19 protein-coding genes are annotated in these 20,923 nt (G+C 65.8%); 4 read left to right on the top strand and 15 right to left on the bottom strand.

The genetic code is table 11. The features are described from left to right. Positions 1 to 113 precede the first annotated feature (113 nt). From F7R26_RS02635 to clsB, 5 genes are all read right to left on the bottom strand, one after another. Entirely contained in the window at positions 114 to 1,313 is a 1,200-nt protein-coding gene (locus tag F7R26_RS02635; RefSeq protein ID WP_150987920.1) for an acetyl-CoA C-acyltransferase, read from the bottom strand. Between the two features lie 18 nt (positions 1,314 to 1,331). Then, on the bottom strand, positions 1,332 to 3,758 hold the full coding sequence (locus F7R26_RS02630) for a 3-hydroxyacyl-CoA dehydrogenase/enoyl-CoA hydratase family protein (protein ID WP_150987917.1): 2,427 nt from the start codon (positions 3,756 to 3,758) through the stop codon (positions 1,332 to 1,334). Between the two features lie 209 nt (positions 3,759 to 3,967). Beyond that, a complete protein-coding gene (locus tag F7R26_RS02625) occupies positions 3,968 to 5,755 on the bottom strand; it encodes an acyl-CoA dehydrogenase C-terminal domain-containing protein (RefSeq protein WP_150987914.1) in 1,788 nt (595 codons plus the stop codon). 73 nt (positions 5,756 to 5,828) lie between these two features. Then, entirely contained in the window at positions 5,829 to 6,419 is a 591-nt protein-coding gene (locus F7R26_RS02620; RefSeq protein WP_043343612.1) for a TetR/AcrR family transcriptional regulator, read from the bottom strand. 369 nt (positions 6,420 to 6,788) lie between these two features. Beyond that, positions 6,789 to 8,105: a cardiolipin synthase ClsB gene (clsB, locus tag F7R26_RS02615; protein ID WP_150987912.1), complete on the bottom strand. Its 1,317-nt coding sequence runs from the start codon at positions 8,103 to 8,105 to the stop codon at positions 6,789 to 6,791. Between clsB and F7R26_RS02610 the strand changes: the two genes are divergently transcribed. Next, the gene (locus tag F7R26_RS02610; RefSeq protein ID WP_170301929.1) at positions 8,104 to 8,250 is read left to right on the top strand and encodes a hypothetical protein; all 147 of its coding nucleotides are present in this window, start codon (positions 8,104 to 8,106) and stop codon (positions 8,248 to 8,250) included. The genes clsB and F7R26_RS02610 overlap by 2 nt on opposite strands. After that, a complete protein-coding gene (gene mobB / locus F7R26_RS02605; protein WP_150987910.1) occupies positions 8,247 to 8,804 on the top strand; it encodes a molybdopterin-guanine dinucleotide biosynthesis protein B in 558 nt (185 codons plus the stop codon). The genes F7R26_RS02610 and mobB overlap by 4 nt, the downstream gene beginning before the upstream one ends. Here mobB and F7R26_RS02600 read toward each other — a convergent pair. Beyond that, positions 8,789 to 9,388 (bottom strand): short chain dehydrogenase, encoded by a 600-nt coding sequence (locus F7R26_RS02600; protein ID WP_150987907.1) that lies wholly within the window; start codon positions 9,386 to 9,388, stop codon positions 8,789 to 8,791. The two genes, mobB and F7R26_RS02600, sit on opposite strands and share 16 nt — an antisense overlap. A gap of 135 nt (positions 9,389 to 9,523) precedes the next feature. Between F7R26_RS02600 and F7R26_RS02595 the strand changes: the two genes are divergently transcribed. Further along, entirely contained in the window at positions 9,524 to 10,405 is an 882-nt protein-coding gene (locus tag F7R26_RS02595; RefSeq protein WP_150987904.1) for a LysR family transcriptional regulator, read from the top strand. Positions 10,406 to 10,414: 9 nt separating this feature from the next. On the opposite strand, the gene F7R26_RS02590 is transcribed toward F7R26_RS02595, so the two are convergent. From F7R26_RS02590 to F7R26_RS02560, 7 genes are all read right to left on the bottom strand, one after another. Then, positions 10,415 to 11,203, bottom strand: coding sequence for an endonuclease/exonuclease/phosphatase family protein (locus F7R26_RS02590; RefSeq protein ID WP_150987901.1), 789 nt, complete (start codon positions 11,201 to 11,203; stop codon positions 10,415 to 10,417). Next, on the bottom strand, positions 11,200 to 11,673 hold the full coding sequence (gene nudB / locus F7R26_RS02585; RefSeq protein WP_150987898.1) for a dihydroneopterin triphosphate diphosphatase: 474 nt from the start codon (positions 11,671 to 11,673) through the stop codon (positions 11,200 to 11,202). The genes F7R26_RS02590 and nudB overlap by 4 nt, the downstream gene beginning before the upstream one ends. Before the next feature lie 105 nt (positions 11,674 to 11,778). Then, complete coding sequence (locus tag F7R26_RS02580) at positions 11,779 to 12,669, bottom strand: hypothetical protein (protein WP_150987894.1); 891 nt, start codon at positions 12,667 to 12,669, stop codon at positions 11,779 to 11,781. Between the two features lie 215 nt (positions 12,670 to 12,884). Beyond that, complete coding sequence (gene aspS, locus F7R26_RS02575) at positions 12,885 to 14,690, bottom strand: aspartate--tRNA ligase (RefSeq protein WP_150987891.1); 1,806 nt, start codon at positions 14,688 to 14,690, stop codon at positions 12,885 to 12,887. 43 nt (positions 14,691 to 14,733) lie between these two features. Further along, complete coding sequence (locus F7R26_RS02570) at positions 14,734 to 15,432, bottom strand: DUF502 domain-containing protein (protein ID WP_150987888.1); 699 nt, start codon at positions 15,430 to 15,432, stop codon at positions 14,734 to 14,736. A gap of 14 nt (positions 15,433 to 15,446) precedes the next feature. After that, positions 15,447 to 15,806 (bottom strand): FmdB family zinc ribbon protein, encoded by a 360-nt coding sequence (locus F7R26_RS02565; RefSeq protein ID WP_150987884.1) that lies wholly within the window; start codon positions 15,804 to 15,806, stop codon positions 15,447 to 15,449. Positions 15,807 to 16,005: 199 nt separating this feature from the next. Beyond that, the gene (locus tag F7R26_RS02560) at positions 16,006 to 17,442 is read right to left on the bottom strand and encodes a high affinity choline transporter 1 (protein WP_150987881.1); all 1,437 of its coding nucleotides are present in this window, start codon (positions 17,440 to 17,442) and stop codon (positions 16,006 to 16,008) included. Positions 17,443 to 17,901: 459 nt separating this feature from the next. Between F7R26_RS02560 and F7R26_RS02555 the strand changes: the two genes are divergently transcribed. Continuing rightward, positions 17,902 to 18,510: a hypothetical protein gene (locus tag F7R26_RS02555; protein ID WP_150987875.1), complete on the top strand. Its 609-nt coding sequence runs from the start codon at positions 17,902 to 17,904 to the stop codon at positions 18,508 to 18,510. Between the two features lie 35 nt (positions 18,511 to 18,545). Here F7R26_RS02555 and F7R26_RS02550 read toward each other — a convergent pair whose 3' ends face one another. Continuing rightward, positions 18,546 to 19,205 (bottom strand): methyltransferase domain-containing protein, encoded by a 660-nt coding sequence (locus F7R26_RS02550; protein ID WP_170301928.1) that lies wholly within the window; start codon positions 19,203 to 19,205, stop codon positions 18,546 to 18,548. A gap of 57 nt (positions 19,206 to 19,262) precedes the next feature. Continuing rightward, positions 19,263 to 20,840: a ubiquinone biosynthesis regulatory protein kinase UbiB gene (ubiB, locus tag F7R26_RS02545; protein ID WP_150987869.1), complete on the bottom strand. Its 1,578-nt coding sequence runs from the start codon at positions 20,838 to 20,840 to the stop codon at positions 19,263 to 19,265. Between the last annotated feature and the right edge of the window lie 83 nt (positions 20,841 to 20,923).

The raw sequence follows: 20,923 nt of genomic DNA, 5'->3' as shown, positions 1-20,923 counted from the left end.
CATCGAGGCGGCAGCTGTCTCCTTGTGATGGCACTGCTTTCTTCACCTGATCGAGAGTCGGGGCAGGCAGCACGAACGCACATGGCGCTCAGGCTGCCTGCCCCGCGGCGCGTTTAGACGCGCTCGAAAATACCTGCCGCGCCCATGCCGGTGCCGACGCACATGGTGACCATGCCGTACTTCAGGTTGTTACGGCGCAGCGCATGCACCACGGTGGCCGAACGGATCGCGCCAGTGGCGCCCAGCGGGTGGCCCAGTGCAATCGCGCCGCCCATCTGGTTGACCTTGGCCGGGTCCAGCTGCAGGTCGCGCATCACCGCCAGCGACTGCGCGGCGAAGGCTTCGTTCAGCTCGATCCAGTCCATCTGGTCCTGCGTGAGGCCGGCTGCCTTGAGCGCCGCGGGAATCGCTTCCTTGGGGCCGATGCCCATGATCTCGGGCGGCACGCCGCGCACCGCGAACGACACGAAGCGCGCCAGCGGCACCAGGTTGAACTGCTTGAGGATCTTTTCCGAAACCAGGATCAGCGCGCCAGCGCCATCCGAAGTCTGCGAGCTGTTGCCGGCGGTGACGCTGCCCTTGTTGGCAAACACCGGGCGCAGCTTGCCCAGGCCTTCGATCGAGGTCTCCGGACGCGGGCCTTCGTCCAGCGAGATGGTGCGTGTCTTCACGTCGACCTGGCCGCTGGCCAGGTTGGGGAACTTCTCGACGATCTCGATCGGGGTGATTTCGTCCTTGAAGTCGCCCGCCTGCTGCGCGCGGATCGCCTTCTGGTGCGAAGCGAGCGAGAAAGCATCCTGGTCTTCGCGGCTGACCTGCCACTTCTGCGCCACCTTCTCGGCGGTCAGGCCCATGCCGTAGGCGATGCCGATGTTCTCGTCGCGCTCGAAGATTGCCGGCGACATCGACGGCGAATTGCCCATCATCGGCACCATGCTCATGGATTCCACGCCGGCGGCGATCATCACGTCGGACTCGCCCACGCGGATGCGGTCAGCAGCCATGGCCACGGCAGACAGGCCAGAGGCGCAGAAGCGGTTGACGGTGATGCCGCCCACGGTGTTCGGCAGGCCCGACAACAGCGCGCCGATGCGCGCGACGTTCAGGCCCTGCTGCGCCTCGGGGATGGCGCAGCCAACGATGGCGTCTTCGATCAGCCCGGGATCGAGGTTAGGCACCTGCGCCACGGCCGCGCGCAGGATGGTGGCCAGCAGGTCGTCCGGGCGGGTGTTCTTGAACGCGCCCTTGGGAGCCTTGCCGATCGGCGTGCGGGTCGCGGCAACGATGTATGCGTCTTGCAGTTGTTTCATGATGTCGGTTCCTCGCTTGCCTTAGTTGCGCACCGGCTTGCCGGTCTGCAGCATGCCCATGATGCGTTCCTGGGTCTTGCCCGTGCCGAGCAGGTCGACAAAGGCCTTGCGTTCCAGCGCCAGCAGCCATTCCTCGCTGACCAGCGAGCCGGCTTCCACGTCGCCGCCGCACACTGCCTCGGCAATGCGGCTGGCAATCAGGAAGTCGTGCGCGGAGATGAAGCCGCCGTCGCGCATATTGGCCAGCGACGCCTTGATGGTGGCAATGCCCGAGCGGCCCGCCACCGGCACCAGCGTGCCCGGTACCGGGGCGCGGTAGCCAGCGTTGGACAGCGCGCGCACTTCGTTCTGCGCCACGTAGAGCAGCTCATGCACGTTGAACACGATGGTGTCCGACGGCTGCAGGTAGCCCATCTTCTGCGCGTCCAGCGCCGAAGCCGAAACCTTCGCCATGGCGGCTGCCTGGAAGCGGTTGGTGAGGAACTGCAGGTAGTTGGTGCTGCCAGCGGCTTGTGCCGCGCGTGCAGCCGCCAGGGCCGCTTCCTTCAGCCCGCCACCGGCCGGCACCAGGCCCACGCCCACTTCCACCAGGCCGATATAGGTTTCCAGCGCGGCCACGCGCTTGGCCGAATGCAGCATCAGCTCACAGCCGCCGCCCAGCGCGATGCCGGATGCCGCCGCCACCACTGGCACTGCGGAATACTTCACCCGCATCATGCCGTCCTGGAATTTCTTGACGAAGGGCTCGATGCCCTTGGCGCCGCCCATCATGAAGGCCGGCATCGCGGCTTCCAGGTTGGCGCCCGCGGAGAACGGGCCGCCCGGCGCGCCCAGTTGCAGCGACGTCGGCTGCCACACGACCAGGCCCTTGTACTCGGCTTCCGCCAGGTCGATGGCGCGCGTCAGGCCATCGATCACGTCCGGGCCGATGGTGTTCATCTTGCTCTTGAACGAAACCACCAGCACATCGTCCTGGCCCTCGCTCACCCAGATGCGTACCGCATCGTTTTCTTCCACGGTGCGGCCAGCCTTGCGCGGATCGGTTGCTGCGGTGCCCTTGACCGCGGCGCGGAACACCTGGCGCTCGTACACCGGCAACGCATTGCGCTGCACGAAGGCTTGCGTGGCGGGCGACCACGAACCCTGCGCGCCATGCACGCCCTGGTTCTCGGCCACCGGGCCTTCGAAGACCCATGCGGGCAGCGCCACGTTGGCCAGGCCCTTGCCGGCTTCGATGTCTTCCTTCACCCACTCGGCCACCTGCTTCCAGCCGGCCGATTGCCAGTCCTCGAAGGGGCCGGAGTTCCAGCCGAAGCCCCAGCGGATCGCCAGGTCGATATCGGCGGCGGAGCCGGCGATCTGCTCCAGGTAGACGCCGATGTAGTGGAACACGTCGCGAAACACCGCCCACAGGAATTGCGCCTGCGGGTTGGTGGATTCGCGCAGCAGCTTGATGCGCTCGGCCGGCTCCTTCTTCAGCATGCGCACCACGATCTCGTCGGCCTTCTTGCCCGAGTCGACGTATTGGCCCGTCTTGGGGTCCAGCACCTTGATGGCCTTGCCTTCCTTCTTGTAGAAGCCGGCGCCGGTCTTCTGGCCCAATGCGCCCGCGTCCACCAGCCCCTTGAGCACGGCGGGCGTCTTGTACACAGGCGCAAACGGATCATCCAGCAGGGTGTCCTGCATGGTCTTGATCACGTGGGCCATGGTGTCCAGGCCCACCACGTCGGCAGTGCGGAAGGTGGCGGACTTGGCGCGGCCCAGCTTGGCGCCGGTCAGGTCGTCGACCACGTCAAAGGGGATGCCGTACTTCTCGGCTTCCGCGAACACCGCCAGGATCGAGAAGATGCCAACGCGGTTGGCGATGAAGTTCGGTGTGTCCTTGGCGCGCACCACGCCCTTGCCGAGCGTGGAGGTCAGGAAGGTTTCCAGGCGGTCCAGGATCGCGGGCTGCGTGGTGGCGGTCGGGATCAGTTCCACCAGGTGCATGTAGCGCGGCGGGTTGAAGAAGTGCACGCCGCAAAAGCGCGACTTCAGGTCCGCGTCGAAACCATCGGACAGCGCGGTGATCGACAGGCCCGAGGTGTTGGTGGCGAAGATCGCGTGCGATGCCAGGTGCGGCGCGACCTTCTTGTACAGGTCGTGCTTCCAGTCCATGCGCTCGGCGATGGCCTCGATCACCACGTCGCACTCCTTGAGCAGCGCGAGGTCGTCCTCGTAGTTGGCGGTCTGGATCAGGCCGGCTTCGTCCTTGATGCCCAGCGGTGCCGGCGAGAGTTTCTTCAGGTTCTCGATGGCTCGCAGCGAGATGCCGTTCTTGGGGCCTTCCTTGGCCGGCAGGTCGAACAGCACCACGGGCACGCGGGCGTTGACGAGATGGGCGGCGATCTGCGCCCCCATGACGCCGGCACCTAGCACGGCGACCTTCTTGACGATGAAATTGGACATGCGCGCTCCTAGGAAAGTGAGCGTTGAGATGAGGTGGGTTGGCGCCGCGTGGCGCTGGTGTTGCTGCTGTTTCTGCTGCTGCCGGTGTGCTCCCCTCTCCCGCTTGCGGGAGAGGGGAGCACACCATCGGCATCGGCATCGGCATCGCCGTAGCAAACAGCTTGCGCCCGCGCTAAGACAACCGCATTAATTCAGGACAAACAATCCGATCAGAACAGATCCGCGTCCAGCGCCATCAGCGTGGCCGAACCAGCGCGTGCCATGCGGATCTGCGATGCCGTCTCCGGCAGCAGCTTGGCAAAGTAAAAGCGTGCGGTCGCCAGCTTGGTCGTGTAGAACTTGTCGCCGCTGGCTTCCTTCTCCAGCGCGATCTTGGCCATGCGGGCCCAGAAGTACGAGAACACCAGGTGGCCCACCACGCGCAGGTAAGGCACGGCAGCAGCGCCGACTTCGTCGGGGTTGCCCATGGCCTTCATGCCGATTTCCATGGTGAGCTTCTGCACCTTGTCGCCCAGGTCGGCCAGCGGGTTGACGAACTCCTGCATGGCTTCGTTGGTGCCCTCTTCCTCGACGAACGCTTGCACGATCTTGCCAAACGCCTTCATCTTGGCGCCCATGTCGCCCAGGATCTTGCGGCCCAGCAGGTCCAGCGCCTGGATGGTGTTGGTGCCTTCGTAGATCATGTTGATGCGCGCGTCGCGCACATACTGCTCCATGCCCCACTCGGCGATGTAGCCGTGGCCGCCGAACACCTGCATGCCTTCGTTGGTGGCGGTGAACGCGTTATCGGTCAGGAAAGCCTTGATCACGGGCGTGAGCAACGCAACCAGGTCGCCCGCTTCCTTGCGCACGGACTCGTCCGGGTGCGACAGTTCGCGGTCGATCTGCAGCGCGGTCCAGTAGCTGAACGCACGGCCGCCTTCGGCAAAGGCCTTCTGCGTCAGCAGCATGCGGCGCACGTCCGGGTGCACGATGATCGGGTCGGCCGGCTTGTCCGGTGCCTTGGGACCGGTCAGCGCGCGCATCTGCAGGCGGTCCTTGGCATACGCCAGCGAGTTCTGGTAGGCCACTTCGGTCAGCCCGAGGCCTTGCATGCCCACGCCCAGGCGGGCGGCGTTCATCATCACGAACATGGCGTTCAGGCCCTTGTTGGGCTCGCCCACCATCCAGCCGCGCGCGCCGTCCAGGTTCATCACGCAGGTGGCGTTGCCGTGGATGCCCATCTTGTGCTCGATCGAGCCGCACTTGATGCCATTGCGCTCGCCCGGGTTGCCGCTCGCATCGGGGATGAACTTCGGCACCACGAACAGCGAGATGCCCTTGGTGCCCTGCGGCGCATCCGGCAGCCGTGCCAGCACCAGGTGGATGATGTTGGCGGAGAGATCGTGCTCGCCGGCCGAGATGAAGATCTTGGTGCCGGTAATGGTGTAGGAGCCATCGGCCTGCGGCTCGGCCTTGCTGCGCAGGATGCCCAGGTCGGTGCCGCAGTGCGGCTCGGTCAGGCACATGGTGCCGGTCCATTCGCCGGAGACCAGCTTGGGCAGGTAGACCTTCTGCAGCTCGGGCGTGCCGTGCGCGTGCAGCGCTTCGTACGCGCCGTGCGACAGGCCGGGGTACATGGTCCACGCCTGGTTGGCCGAGTTCAGCATCTCGTACAGGGCGTTGTTGACCAGGATAGGCAGGCCCTGGCCGCCGTATTCGGGGTCGCAGCCCAGTGCCGGCCAGCCGGCTTCCACGTATTGCTTGTACGCTTCCTTGAAGCCTTTGGGCGCCGTCACCACGCCGTCGCCGACGTAGGTACAGCCCTCGCGGTCGCCGCTCTGGTTGAGCGGGAACACGACCTCGGAGCAGAACTTGCCGGCTTCCTCAAGCACCTGGTTGATGGTGTCCGCGTCAACGTCGGCGTGCTTCGGCAGCGCCTTGAGTTCGGCTTCCACGCCGAGCAATTCATGGAGCACGAACTGCATGTCGCGCAACGGTGCGGTGTACTGGCCCATCAAAGACTCCTTGGAGGTTTGCAAAGCCGCTACGCCGCCCGTGCACGATCCGGCACGGGACGCCGCGGCGGCGTCAGGTACGGTAGGACTGAATCAGTTTATTGAGCGCGACCATGGCAAGCTCGGCACTCGCGGGCAAGCGCAGGAATCGGGCGTCATGATGCAAGCCTAGTTCAAGGCTGTACATTTCAAACAGCATCAGGCGCGGATCGCAATCCGCGCGCAGGTGCCCCTCTTCCCGTGCCTGGTCGATGGCGCGCGTCAGCGCGGCGCGCCAGATGGTGACGCTCTTGACGAGTTCGTCACGCACCGGGCTTTCCGCGCGGTCGTCGTACTCCACCGCCCCGCTGATGTAGATGCATCCAGTGGTCACTTCCTGGATGCGCTTTTCCATCCAGCGGCGCACCATGGACTGCAGGCGCGGCAGGCCACGCGGCTCGTGCAGCGAGGGATAGAAAACCTCCTGCTCGAACCGGCGGTGATACTCGCGCACCACTTCCACCTGCAAGTCCTCGCGCGAACCGAAATGCGCGAACACGCCGCTTTTGCTCATCTGCATGCGTTCCGCGAGCAGCCCGATGGTCAAGCCTTCGAGCCCGTCGCGGGACGACAATTCCAGCGCGGCATCCAGAATGGCCACGCGCGTCATTTCCCCCTTGCGCATGGGCGCGGGGGACGCGGATGTGGCGGATTCGAGACGAGCTGACTGGTGTCGCATGATTTTTTCTCCGTTCTTCGCGGCGCGATACGGATCGCGCCGCCTATGACCCTGACGTAATGCATTTTTTTTCGCTGCCCGGCTGGCTGCTTCACCGCCTGGCAGACCCGAATGCACGCAGTCTAAGGCAAAAAAGAACGACCGTTCAGATTATTGTGATCGCGCCCGCTGGCAGCAAGCTTTTAATTAGATCGGGGTTTCTAAACGCAGCGCCCGCGCTCCCGCGCCGCAACATGCCGCGGCGCAGCGAGATAGCGGTCATTGCTGCCGCGCGTGATGCACGGCAGCATCGCCCCACCCGGCATTGTCCCGCGATCAGTAGCGCCCTGTCACGCCGGCGATGATCACGCCGACACGCAGCACCATATAGGCGGCCCAGCTCGCCATCCGGCGCACCGCCGAACGGCGCGCATGCGTGGCGGCCTTGACCTCGATGCTGCGCGAGGCAATGGCATGCTCCAGCTCTTGGCGCAGCTCGGCGCAAAACGCGCCGTCATAGACCGCGACATTGGCCTCGCGGGCCAGCAGCAGGCTGAACGGGTCCATGTTGCTGGAGCCCACCGTGGCCCAGGCATCGTCGACCACGGCCACCTTGGCGTGCAGGAAACTATCGGCGTATTCGTAGATTTCCACGCCGGCGCCGAGCAAGGTCGCATAAAGCGAATGGGTTGCATAGTGCTGCAAACGGTACTCGACCCTGCCCTGGAGCAACAGCCGCACGCGCACGCCGCGCTTGCGGCACGCCAGCAGCGCACGGCGCATCTTGTGCCCAGGCAGGAAGTAGGCGTTGGCAATGATCACTTCCCGGCGCGCACCGCCCAACGCCTGCAGGTACTCGCGTTCGATCGTGCGCCGGTTGCGCAGGTTGTCGCGCAGCAGCAGCGCGGCGCGCATGCCGCCGGCCTGGTCCTGGCGCGGCAGCGGCAGGTCGGTGATCAGCGGAAACTCCGCCGCCACCCCCGCCAGGCCAACGCTGCGCATTTCGCCGCGCAGCGATAGCTGCCACCACAGGCGCTCGGCGGTCAGCGCGATCTGGTTGACCAGCGGGCCCCGCACCTCCACCGCGAAGTCGTAGCGGGGGCCGAGCCCGGCGCTCTCGAAGGGCCCATGGTTGTGGTCGTCGATGATGTTGATGCCGCCAACAAAGCCGATCTGCTGGTCGATCACTGCCAGCTTGCGGTGCAGCCGGCGCAGGTTGCGCCGCGCCAGGCTGAAGCGGCGCAGCGGACGGAAGATCTTGAGGCACGCCCCGCCCTCGCGCAGGCGCTCGGCAAGCCCGGCCGGCATGTCGCCGGCGCCGAAACCGTCCACCACCAGGTGCACGGCCACGCCCCGCCCGGCGGCACTGATCAGCGCGTCGCTCACCGCCGCACCGACCGCGTCGTCGGCGTAAATGTAGGTCTCTAGCGATACCGAGAATACAGCTTGGTCAATCGCGGCGACCAAGGCCGGGAAGAACGCATTGCCGCCGCGCAGCAAACGGATCGCGTTGCCGCCCAGAGGCCTGCCGCGGCGCCATTCGGAGCGCAGTGGGCCGGCATGCCGCGGCGCGCTTGCGCGGGCATCGTCGCGGCTCGCGGTGAGCCCGGTAGGCGGCACACTGGGCGGGCGTGGGGGCGGAATCGATGACATGAGCCACATTATCAGGCACGCCGATGTCCTGTGCGTGCGCCAGGCGACGCGCGCGGCGCACACAGCGTGTGGGGCCATGCGCGCCACGGCGCGCTTTCTCTGCTATCGTCGCCGCTTCATCCCCTCGCAAGCCCCGACATCGTGAAGGTTTTTGGCATCTCCGGTGCATCCGGCAGCGGCAAGACCACGTTGCTGGATCAAGTGATCCCGCGCTTCGCCGCCGCCGGCCTGCGCGTGGCCGGCGTCAAGCACACCCACCATGGCTTTGACCCGGACACGCCAGGCAAGGACTCCTGGCGCATGCGCCAGGCCGGCTGCGCCAATGTCGTGCTGGTGGGCGCGCGACACCTCACGCTGATGCGCCACTATCCCGAGACCGAGGCCTCGCCTGAGCTGGCCGATGCGCTGGCCGTGCTGCCCACCGACACGGACCTGGTGCTGGTGGAAGGTTACAAGCGCAGCGATTTCCCCAAGCTGGAAGTGTTCCGCCCGGACCTGGGCAGGCCGCCGCTATGGCCGGAAGTGCCGAGCATCATGGCCGTCGCCAGCGACCAGCCGCAGGCGGTGGCCGCGCTCACCGCCTTGCCCGTGCTGGACCTGGCGGACCTTGACGCGATCTGCCAGCTCATCCGCGACAGCGCGCTCGAACTCACGCCCGCGCTGGCCGCCGCCTTGGCGCAGCCTCACCAGACCCGATAGACATGCCCGCTGCGCGGCCCTTCCACGCTGCGCTGGAAGGCCAGCGCGACGCGCGCCGCCGGCACCGGCTCAAAGCCAGGGAAGAAATCGCCGTACGCGGGCCATGACTCCTGCACTACCGTCGGGCTGACCACATTGATGCGCAGGCCGCGCTCCAGTTCGGGCGCCGCGCTGCGCACGAACCCCTCCAGCGCCGCATTGACGCTGCCGGCATTGGCGCCCATGCGGATCGGCTCGCTGCCGACAATGCCGCTGGTGAGCGTGATCGAGCCGCCATCGTTCAGGAAATGCTGGCCAACCAGCGCCAGCCGCACCTGCCCGAGCAACTTGTCCCGCAGCCCGATTTCGAAGTCTTCGGCCCGCATCTGCGCGAGTGGCCCGAAAAACAGGCTTCCGGTCGTGGCGACGATGGCGTCGACCCGGCCGGTCGCGTCGAACAAGGCCTGCACGGATTCTGGCCGGGTCAGGTCGACCCGATGATCGCCGCGCGACTTGCCGACCCGCACTACGTCGTGGCGAGCCGACAGGTTCTGTACAACCGCCTGCCCGAGCGTTCCGCTGGCTCCGATCACAACAATCTTCATCGCATTCCCCTTGCTTCTGGTTGTTTAGGAAGACGGCATTCCTTCTGCTGCCATCAGGAATGCATTGTGAAAGTGGATTCAAGAGGGATAAATGGGCTAGGATTTCGCGCATCCCTAATTTTTAATTAGCAATCCATGGACAAGCTGCGCAGCATGGAAGTGTTTGCCGCCGCTGCCGAAGCCGGCAGCTTCAGCGCCTGCGCCGATGCACTTGGCCTGTCGGCGGTCATGGTAGGCAAGCATGTCGGCCAGCTGGAGCGGCATCTGGGCGTGCGCCTGCTGCAACGCAGCACACGCCGCCAGAGCCTGACCGAAGCCGGCCACCTGTTCCTGGAGGAATGCCGGCAGATCCTGGAGCGCGTGCGCAATGCGGAGACCGTGGCCGAACGCCTGCACAGCCAGCCACGCGGCCGCCTGCGCGTGACCGCGCCGGTGACGTTGGGGGAGACGGCGGTCGCCGAAGCGGTATCGGCCTACCTGCTGCGCTACCCGGAAGTCACCGTGGAACTGGTGCTCGACGACGCTTTCACCGACCTGATTGCCGACGGTTTCGACGCCGCCGTGCGCATCGGCGCACTGGCCAGCTCCGACCATCTGGTGGCGCGGCCATTGCGGCCGTATCGCATGGCGATCTGCGCGGCGCCGGCCTACCTCGCGCAAGCGGGCCACCCGCGCACGCTCGCAGAGCTGGCCGGGCACCGCTGCCTGAATCATTTGTTGTGGCCGCAAGGCATGGGGTGGCCGGCCCCCGAGGACGGCGCGGCGTCCATGTCATCGGCGCCGCTGGCGGCCAACAACGGCCAGGCGCTGCGGCGCGCGGCGCTAGCTGGCTGTGGGGTGGTGATGCAGCCGGAAGTGCTGCTGGCCGCAGACATAGCCGCCGGGCTGCTGGTCCCGTTGCTGGAAGACGCCATGCCAGCGCCAAGGCCGGTCCACCTGCTTTATCCGCGCGACCCACGGCCGCTGCCCAAGCAGGCCTGCTTTGTCGACGTCATGCTGGAGAAAATGGGCGCCTGAAGATTGCCCTCAGGAAATCGTGCCTGCCTTGGCCTTGTGGACAACCGGCCGCTCCGGTACGGCAATGCGCGCAAGCTCCGCCATCAATGGCACGTGGTCGGAGCGTTGGGCCCAGTCGCGGCCGGTCAGCGCGCTGGCGTGCTCGATCTCGAAGCCGCGCACATAGATGCGGTCGAGTTGCCACCAGGGCATGTGGCTGGGAAAGGTGTGCAGCCGCGCGCCCCCCGCGGAGGACACCTCCGTCGCCCCAAGCGTGTTGCAGATCAGGTTGTCGAGCCGGTGGTTCCAGTCATTGAAATCCCCCGCGATCACCAGCGGCGCATCGGCTGGCACCACATCCTGCACCCGCTTGACCAGTGCTTCTGCCTGGCGCGCGCGGCTGCGCGCGAACAAGCCGAAATGCACGCAGATCAGGTGGGCCTCGACCCCGTTCATATCCGCCACCGCGTGCAGCAGGCCGCGCTGCTCGAAGCGATGATCGGAAATGTCGAGGTTTTCCGACATCAGGATCGGGTGGCGCGACAGGATGGCATTGCCGTGGTGCCCATGGTCGTACACCGCATTGCGGCCGTAGACCGAATGCGGATACGCGTCGGTCGCCAAATAGTTGAGCTGGGTGTAATCCGGGTCGAACAAGGCGGCCGCCACCAGGCGGTCATTGCGATCCTGCACCTCCTGCAGGAAGACGATGTCGGCATTCACCACGTGCAGGCCATCGCGCACGTTATGGATACGCGACTTGCCCTTGATGCCGGTCACGCCTTTGTGAATGTTGTAGGTGACGACGCGCAGCCTCATAGGTCCGCTCCGCAGGCCGCACGCTGCCCCCGCACCCGCCAGCCCAACTGCAGCACCGCCTCGGCATTGCTGGTCGAGAAGCAAAGCGCAGCGGCCTCCCGCCACGGTAGCCACTGATACTGCAAGTGCTCGCGCGGCGCCAGCGTCACCGGCAGCGGCTGCGCGACACGCAGGCCAAACCAGTGCTCGGTGTTGCGTGTTACGCCCGGTGCGTAGCGGTGGCGCCACTGCGGGTAGATTTCGTACTCGATGGTGTGGTTCCAGTCGTCCAGCTGGTGCTCGGCGGCGATCAGGCCGGTTTCCTCGGCCACCTCGCGCGCGGCCGTCAGCGCCAGCGGCTCGTCGGGCGTGTCCAGGCTGCCGGTAACCGACTGCCAGTAGCCCGGCCGGTCGGCGCGCTCGATCAACAGCACTTGCAGGTCTGGCGTGTGGATCACAACCAAGACGGATTCAGGGATTTTGTAGGACATGGGGATTGGACAAACGGCGTCCCCAAGCTTACCGCAGATGCGCCCGGGCGCCATGGGAAACATGGCGGCCATGGCGGACATGACGATCTTGCTGCCCAGGCCCATTCATGCTGCATGGACGCTGGATGGCGCCGGCGTCTCGCGCAGCCAGGTCTCGAATACGCCCGGCGAGTCGCCGTGGCCCCACGCGGCGCGCAGTTGCTGCATCAACGGGGTCAGCGCGCGCGTGTACTCGCGCGAAGCCACCTGCGCATGCGCGGCCAGGCGGTCCGCGCATTGCTGCACCTGCGCCTGCAACTGCGCGCGCTCGTGCGCGATCTCTTTTTCGCGCACGCCGAGCGTGTTGTACTTCTGGATCAGGAAGCGCTGGTAGTCTCCGGCTTCCACACCTTGGGCGGCCTGTGCATTGACCTGCTCGAAGCGCATCACGATGCTGCCAGTTTCCTGTTCGATATGCGTGGCCTCCGCGGCCAGCGCCTGCAAGCCGTCCTGCAGCCGCAGCGCTTCGCGACGCTCGTCGCGCAGCTTCACGACGTACTCATCGAAGCTGCGCTGGGCCGTCAGGTAAGCCTGCACCACCGGCTGCGGCGCCACCACCAGCAACGGATCCGCGCCGCCCGCGCGGCTGCCCGGCAGCAAGGCGTCATCGGGCAGCCTCAGGTTGCCGAGGTCCTCCAGCCAGCGCCCGCGCGCCATGACGGTGCCCACCGTATCCAGCGCCACCCGGCGCAGGGCTTCGGCGCGCTGCATCTCCACCGGCTCCAGCATCGGCACGCCCCCAACGCCGCCGGATATCGCAGCATGCGCGATATCCGGCACACAGGCCGCCACCGTGGTCGCGACAGACTCCGACATGGCCACCGCCGAGCGGCGCACCGCGCGCCGCAGCTCGAAACGCGCCAGCAGCATCATCACCAGCCCGGCCGCCAGCCAGGTGAGGATGGTCTCGGCATGGGCCAGTAAAAACTGGCGAATCAGTTCTACATCCAGGTGCACGGCAAAATCCTCCCGCGCGGCCGTCGTGCCTTCGAATTGGGCTTGCGGCTTGGCGCTATAAAGGGAGAAGACTGGACGGAAAGGGCTTCGTTCCGCGATGTAACAATTGGAAACCAGGGATTGGGTGCCGGCTGTGGCACCTGGCATGTATCGCGGCCGCCAATGCAAAAAGGCCGCGCTGTCGCGCGGCCCTTTCAAGCAGTCCGAACCCCGGCTCAGGCCGTCTTCGGCTCCGCAGCACGCAAGCGGATATGCAGCTCGCGCAGTTGCTTCTCGTCGACCGCGCTCGGCGCTTGCGTGAGCAGGTCTTGCGCGCGCTGGGTCTTGGGGAAGGCGATCACGTCGCGGATCGAATCGGCGCCGGCCATCATGGTGACGATGCGGTCCAGGCCGAAGGCCAGGCCGCCGTGCGGGGGCGCGCCGTATTGCAGCGCGTCCAGCAGGTAGCCGAACTTGGCACGGGCTTCTTCCTCGCCGATCTTCAGGGCGCGGAACACCTTGCTTTGCACGTCCTCACGGAAGATCCGCACCGAGCCACCGCCCATTTCCCAGCCGTTCAGGACCATGTCATAAGCCTTGGCGATGCACTTGCCCGGATCGGTTTCCAGGTATTGCAGGTGCTCGTCCTTGGGGCTGGTGAACGGGTGGTGCATGGCGACCCAGCGGGCATCTTCCTCGTCGTACTCGAACATCGGGAAGTCGATCACCCACAGCGGCTTCCACACGTCCTCGAACAGGCCATGGGTCTTGCCGAACTCGGAGTGCCCGATCTTCAGGCGCAGGCCGCCGATGGCGTCGTTGACGACCTTGGCCTTGTCCGCGCCGAAGAAGATGATGTCGCCGTCCTTGGCGCCGGTGCGCTTCAGGATCTCGGCGATGGCCGCGTCGTGCAGGTTCTTGACGATCGGCGATTGCAAGCCGTCGCGGCCCTTGGCCACTTCGTTGACCTTGATCCAGGCCAGGCCCTTGGCGCCATAGATGGCGACGAACTGGGTGTAAGCATCGATCTCGCTGCGCGAGATGGCGGCTCCGCCCGGCACGCACAGGCCGACCACGCGGCCGTTCTCGCTGTTGGCGGGGCCGGAGAACACCTTGAAGTCGACGTCCTTCATGGCGTCGGTCAGTTCGGTGAACTCGAGCTTGACGCGCAGGTCGGGCTTGTCCGAACCGAAGCGGGCCATGGCCTCGCGGAATTCCATCACGGGGAAGCTGGCGTCCAGGTCGACGTCGATGGCGTTCTTGAACACCGTGCGCATCATGTCCTCGAACAGGTCGCGGATCTCCTGCTCGTTCAGGAACGAGGTCTCGCAGTCGATCTGCGTGAACTCGGGCTGGCGGTCGGCACGCAGGTCCTCGTCGCGGAAGCACTTGGTGATCTGGTAGTAGCGGTCGAAGCCCGACACCATCAGCATCTGCTTGAAGATCTGCGGCGATTGCGGCAACGCGAAGAAGTGGCCCGGGTTGGTCCGCGACGGCACCAGGTAGTCCCGCGCGCCTTCGGGCGTGCTCTTGCCCAGCATCGGGGTCTCGATGTCGATGAAGCCTTGCGCGTCCAGGTACTTGCGCACTTCCATGGCCACCTTGTAGCGCAGGCGCAGGTTGTACTGCATCTGCGGGCGGCGCAGGTCCAGCACGCGGTGCGTCAGGCGGGTGGTCTCGGACAGGTTGTCGTCGTCGAGCTGGAACGGGGGCGTGACCGACGGGTTGAGCACGGTCAGCTCATGGCACAGCACCTCGATCTTGCCGGAGGTCAGGTTGGCGTTCTCTGTGCCGGCCGGGCGCGGGCGCACCTTGCCGGTGATGCGCACGCAGAACTCGTTGCGGATCTCTTCGGCAGCCTTGAACATCTCGGGACGATCGGGATCGCAAACCACCTGCACCAGGCCTTCGCGGTCGCGCAGGTCGATGAAGATCACGCCACCGTGATCGCGGCGACGCTGCACCCAGCCGGTGAGAGCCACTTCTTGGCCCGACAGTTGTTCGGTCACAAGACCGCAATAGTGAGTACGCATGGAGGACATAAGAGAATTCCCGGAATAACGCGGCCGCCGATGCGGCCGGCGATCAATTTGAATGCGATGAGCCGGCGGACTCGGCGAGGGCTTCTGCCTCCGCCTCGCCGGCGCGCACCGAACCGCTCTTGCGCGGCAGCTCGGTCGGCGCCACCACGCCCATCGAGACGATGTACTTCAGCGCGGCGTCGACGGTCATGTCGAGTTCGATGGTATCGGCCTTGGGCATCATCAGGAAGAAGCCCGAGGTCGGATTAGGCGTGGTCGGCACGTAGACGCTGACATACTCGCCCTGCAGGTGATTCTGCACATCGCCGCCGGGACGGCCGGTGAGGAATGCGATGGTCCACGAGCCCTCACGCGGGTACTGCACCAGCAGCGCCTTGCGAAAGGCATTGCCGGACGACGAGAGCAGCGTATCCGAGACCTGCTTGACGCTGGTGTAGATCGGCCCGACCACCGGGATATGGCGCAGCAGCGCTTCCCACCAGCGCACCAGGCGCTGGCCGATGAAGTTGTGGGTCAGCAGGCCGACCAGCAGGATGAACACCACCGTCAGGATGGCGCCCAGGCCCGGGATGCGCACCTTGAACAGCTGGACCGGCTGCCAGGCTTCAGGCAGCAGCGCCAGGCTCTGGTCCATGGTGCTGATGACCAGGTTCAACACCCACAGCGTGATGCCCAGCGGCACCAGCACCAACAGCCCGGTGAGGAACCAGGTCTTGAGGGCGGAAGTCTTCTTCGCCGGCACGGTGCGTTCTGCCTTCAATGGCTGGCGACGGCACTGCCGGAACCGCCGGCAGTACTGGTCGGCGCCGTGCTGACGGTGCTGGAGGAATCCGTGGCTGCACCGGACGAGGCCGGTGCAGCTGCGTCGCTCTTGCCCTCGGTGGCGCTGCCCGCGGCCGCCGTGGCGGGCGCAGCGGACGTGCCGCTGTTGCCACCGCGGAAATCGGTGACGTACCAGCCCGACCCCTTGAGCTGGAAGCCCGCGGCGGTCAGTTGTTTCTTGAACGTGCCCTTCGCGCCGCAGGATGTGCAGTCGGTGAGCGGCGCATCGCTCATTTTCTGCAGCACATCGCGCCCGTGGCCGCAGGCGTCGCAACGATAGGCATAGATCGGCATAGTGGCTCTCCGCTAGGAGTCTGGAACGGAAATTGGATGGAACCGCATGGCCGCGCCGAGCGGGAAGTTGCCACTCCCGTGCGCGCGCCTTGCGGTGCAAAGCCTTGAATTATAAACCGTTCTGAGAACGCCGGGCCGGCGGAAAAAGAGCCGAAAATGCCTTCGAAGCCACGCGTGAGCCGCCGGATGCCCGCAACGCTCAGGCCAGATGGACTTCCTTGACGCGCGGATGGTCATTGATCCACTGCGGCAGCAGCGAGCCGAACACCATGCCGCCGATGGAAACCAGCAGGCCGACCATCTGCGGCGGCACCGCCGCGTCGGCGAAGGCGATTTCGCAGCACAGCCAGGAAACCAAGCCGAGGATGATCGCGGCAAGGCCGCCCTGGCGCGTGGCCGGCTTCCAGAACATGCCAAAGGCCAGCGGGACGAATGACGACACCAAAGTGACCTTATATGCATTTTCCACCATATGGAAAATGGACAGATGCGAGTTCAGCGCGAACAACGTCACCATCACGGCGAACACCAGCACCACGGCCTGCATCACGCGCAGGAAGCGGCGGTCGTCGAGATGGCGGAAATAGGGCCGCAGGATATTCTCGGCAAAGGTGACCGACGGTGCCAGCAGCGTCGCCGAGGCACAGCTCTTGATGGCGGACAGCAGCGCGCCGAAGAACATCACCTGAGCGAACATGGGCGCGTGCGTCAGGATCAGCTTGGGCAGGATCAGCTGCGAATCGGTGTCGATGTACTTCTGCACCATCTCCGGGTCGATCATGGTGGCCGAATAGGCCAGGAACATCGGGATGAAGGCAAAGCAGAAGTAAAGCACGCCGCCCAGCACCGAAGCGCGCCCGGCAATCTTCTCGGTGCGCGACGAGGTCACGCGCTGGAAGACATCCTGCTGCGGGATCGATCCCAGCATCATGGTGAACAGCGCGGCCGCGAAGCCGATGATCTGGATCAGGTCCAGCGAAGGCAGGAATTCGAACTTGCCGGCCGCCGCCGCATGCGACACCACCGCGGCCACGCCGCCGGCCTGGCCGCTGACTTCATAGCCGATATACAGCATCCCGATCACGATGATGATCATCTGGAGGAAGTCGGTCACCGCCACGGCCCACATGCCGCCGAACAGGGTGTACACCAGCACGCTGGCGGCCCCGATCATCATGCCGGTTTCCTGCGACAGCGCGCCGTCCGAGACGGTGAAGAACACCAGCCCGAGCGCCTTGATCTGCGCGGCGACCCAGCCCAGGTAGGACATCACGATGCACAGCGTGGTCAGCACCTCGGCCAGCCGCCCGTAGCGATTGTGATAGTAATCGCCGATGGTGAGCAGGTTCATCCGGTACAGCGGGCGCGCAAAGAACAGGCCGACCAGGATCAGGCACAGCGAGGAACCGAAAGGATCGGACACCACCCCGGACAAGCCTTCCTTGAGGAAGACCGCGGGGATGCCGAGCACCGTCTCCGAGCCAAACCATGTGGCGAACACGGTGGCGGTGACGATATAGAACGGCAGGCTGCGGCCGGCGACCGCGAAGTCGGTGGCGTTGCGCACGCGCAGCGCGGCCCACAGGCCAATGCCGACGGAGATGACCCAATAGATGATGACGAACCAGATCAGCATGCTGCTGCCCTATCCCAAAGTGCCCTTGCGGCGAGAAACCGGTTGCCGGTGAGGCGGGATTTGCGGCCAGCCTGCCCGGAGTCCAATTCATCGGTCGGGGCCGCAAGGGTGGCTGAGCTAGCCTGCGGTCGTAGCCGAATCAAAACGCGGATTATAACGACGCCTGCCGCGCGGCGAGAAAAAAACCCGCCGTCGCGCGGAAATTGCCCGGGACGGTGCAGCCCCGGCGCCACAGGTGACGTGGACTGCGCCGTGGATGCCCGCCACGGCCGCGGCGCCCCGCCATGGTGCGCAAGGCTTGCGGCTTACGGGTGGGCTTACGCGCGGTTACACAGCTTACAAACCCTGCGTCAGCGCGCCGTGCCCGGCGCGCATTAAGGAAGCCAAGGCAGCAACATCGGGCGCCGCGCCCACGAGCCACGCTGCCGCACACGGCCCAACGAGGAAAAGGAGAACACCATGTCGAACCGCCAAACCAAGATGCTCAAGACCCTGATGATTGCCGCAGGCCTGCTCGGCGCCGGCCTGGCCAGCGCCCAGACCGCGGCGGTCTCGCAGGATGTGCAGCGCAACGTCAACCAGGAACAGCGCATCGAGAACGGCCTGAAATCCGGCACCCTGAGCACGCGCGAAGCCGCCAGCCTGGAAAAGCAGACCGCACGCGTGGACCACATGGAAGCGCACGCCCTGGCCAACGGCTCGGTCTCGCCGCGCGAGCAGGCGTCGATCCAGCGTGCCGAGAACAACGTGAGCCGCGACATCGCGCATGACACGCATAACGGCATCACCGGCAACCCCGCCAGCGCCTCGTCGCAGCGCATGCAGGCCGACGTGCAGCGCAATATCAACCAAGAGCAGCGCATCAAGAACGGCGTGGCCAACGGCTCGCTCACCAACCGCGAGGCCGGCAGCCTCGAGCGCGGCCAGGCCCACGTGGATCGGCGCGAAGCGCGTGCCGGCGCCAACGGCCATGTCAGCGCGGGCGAGCAGCGTGGCATCCAGCGCGCCGAAAACCGCGACAGCCGGGCGATCTACCACGACAAGCACAACGCTCGCGTGCGCGGCTGAAGCAAAGGCTGGCGCCTGCGGCTGAATCCTGGGATCTAAGCCCTGCGGCGCCAGACCTGCCACTGCTCGCGGCCGGCAAATACCGGCAGCGAGCCAGTGGCGGCCCGCGCCTCCACCAGCTCGAAGGCCGGCGCAAGCAGCGCGCGCAGTTCTGCCTCGGGAATGGCGAAAGGCGGCCCGCCGCGCGTCTCGTCCAGGAAGAAGTAGCCGGCCAGCAGGCCGCCCGGCGGCAGCAGTTGCGCCACGCGAGCAGCGTAGCCGGCCCGCATGGCTGGCGGCAAGGCGCAAAGGAAGGCCCGCTCGTAGATCCACTGGCAGGCAGGCTCGGGCACGAAGGCAAAGAAATCCGCCTCCTGCACGACGGCCCCGCCCGGCCCCAGCGCGCGGCGCGCGCTGGCCACGGCCTCGGGTGAGAAATCAATAGCGGTCACCGTCCAGCCGCGCGCATGGAGCCACCCCGCTTCCCAGCCGTTGCCACAGCCAGGGATTAGCGTTGGGCACGGCGCCATCGCGCTGGCGAAGGCCTCGAAATCGGCCGGCACGCCGCCCAGGTCCCAGGGCATGAAGCCCTTCTCGAAGCGCTCATCCCAGAAAGCCGGATCCCCCGCGTTACGCGTGGCGAAGGCTGGCGGGGCTGCGGCCTTGTTCGGCGCGTTATCGGATTTGGTCAAGCTAGCCTCCACTCTCCACTGCATTGCATTTCATCGACCTTGCACTCGCCACCCAGGCGATTCGGGGCACGATCCCGTGCGCTACCAGTAGCCAACCCAGGCCAGCAACTCGGTCAGCACCACCCCGGCGACGAATCCGCCAACCAGCAACAAGGCGGTGCCGACCAGGCGGTTGGTGCGGCGCTGCTCGGCGACCAGGGCGGCGAGCAGCTTCTCCTGCTGGCCATTGTCGACCAATGCGCGGCGCTCGAGGAACTGGTGCGCCAGGCGCGGGAAGTCAGGCAGCATCTTGGCCCATTGCGGGGCCTCCACCTGGATGCGCTCCCAGGCACCCTTCCAGCCGACCTGCTCGTGCATCCATTTCTCGAGGAAGGGCTTGGCGGTCTTCCACAGGTCCAGGTCCGGATCGAGCTGGCGCCCCAGCCCTTCGATATTGAGCAAGGTCTTCTGCAACAGGACCAGTTGCGGCTGGATCTCGACATTGAAGCGGCGCGAGGTCTGGAACAGGCGCATCAGCACCATGCCCAGCGAGATCTCCTTGAGCGGCTTGTCGAAATAGGGCTCGCAGCACGCCCGTACCGCGCTCTCCAGTTCCTCCACCCGCGTATGGGCCGGCACCCAGCCCGACTCCACGTGCAGCAACGCCACACGATGGTAGTCGCGGCGGAAGAAGGCGATGAAGTTCTGCGCCAGGTAGTTCTTGTCGAACTCGGACAGCGCGCCGACGATGCCGAAGTCCAGCGCGATATAGCGCCCAAAACTCTGCGGCGCCACCGACACCAGGATGTTGCCCGGGTGCATGTCGGCATGGAAGAACCCGTCGCGGAACACCTGCGTGAAGAAGATCTCCACGCCCTCCTCCGCCAGCAGGTGCATGTCGACGCCAGCCGCCCTGAGCGACTCGGTGCGCGAGATGGGGATCCCGTGCATGCGCTCCATCACGAAGACCTCGCTGCTGCACCAGTCCCAGAACACCTCGGGCACCAGCAGCAGCTTGGTGTCGGCAAAGTTGCGGCGCAGCTGGCTGGCGTTGGCGGCCTCGATCATCAGGTCGAGCTCGTCGTGCAGGTATTTGTCGAACTCGGCGACGACCTCGCGCGGCTTCAGGCGCTTGCCGTCAGCCCAGAAACGCTCAAGCCAGGCAGCCAGGTCCCGCATCAGGGCCAGGTCGCTGTCGATGACCGGCAGCATGCCCGGGCGCAGGACCTTCACCGCAACTTCGCGGCCGTGGTTGGGGCCGCCCTTCAGGATGGCGAAATGAACCTGGGCAATGGACGCGCTGGCCACCGGCTTGTGGTCGAAGCTCTCGAACAGCGTCTCCAGTTTCCGGCCCAGCGAGCGCTCGATGATCTTGACCGCCACGACGGAATCGAACGGCGGCACCTGGTCCTGCAGCTTGGCGAGCTCGTCGGCGATGTCCTCGGGCATCAGGTCGCGCCGGGTGGAGAGCACCTGGCCAAACTTGACGAATATCGGGCCCAGGCGCGTCAACGCCAGGCGCAGGCGTTCGCCACGGGGCATGTCGAGCTTGCGGCCAATGGTAATGACACGCACCAGGAAACGGATGCGGCGGCTCTTGAAGCCAGACAGCACGAGCTCGTCGAGGCCGTAGTAGAGGATGACGAAAACGATCTTGCAAAGGCGCAGGAAGCGGGTCATGCAGGTTCTTCAGTGTTGAGGCCGTGCTGCTTGGCCGGTCTGGCATTGGATAAGCCGTGAATGCGCAATTGGGCAGGGCTCTG

The sequence above is a fragment of the Cupriavidus basilensis genome (genome assembly GCF_008801925.2).
Taxonomy (GTDB): Bacteria; Pseudomonadota; Gammaproteobacteria; order Burkholderiales; family Burkholderiaceae; genus Cupriavidus; species Cupriavidus basilensis.
This window is presented reverse-complemented; position numbering and strand designations above follow the sequence as displayed.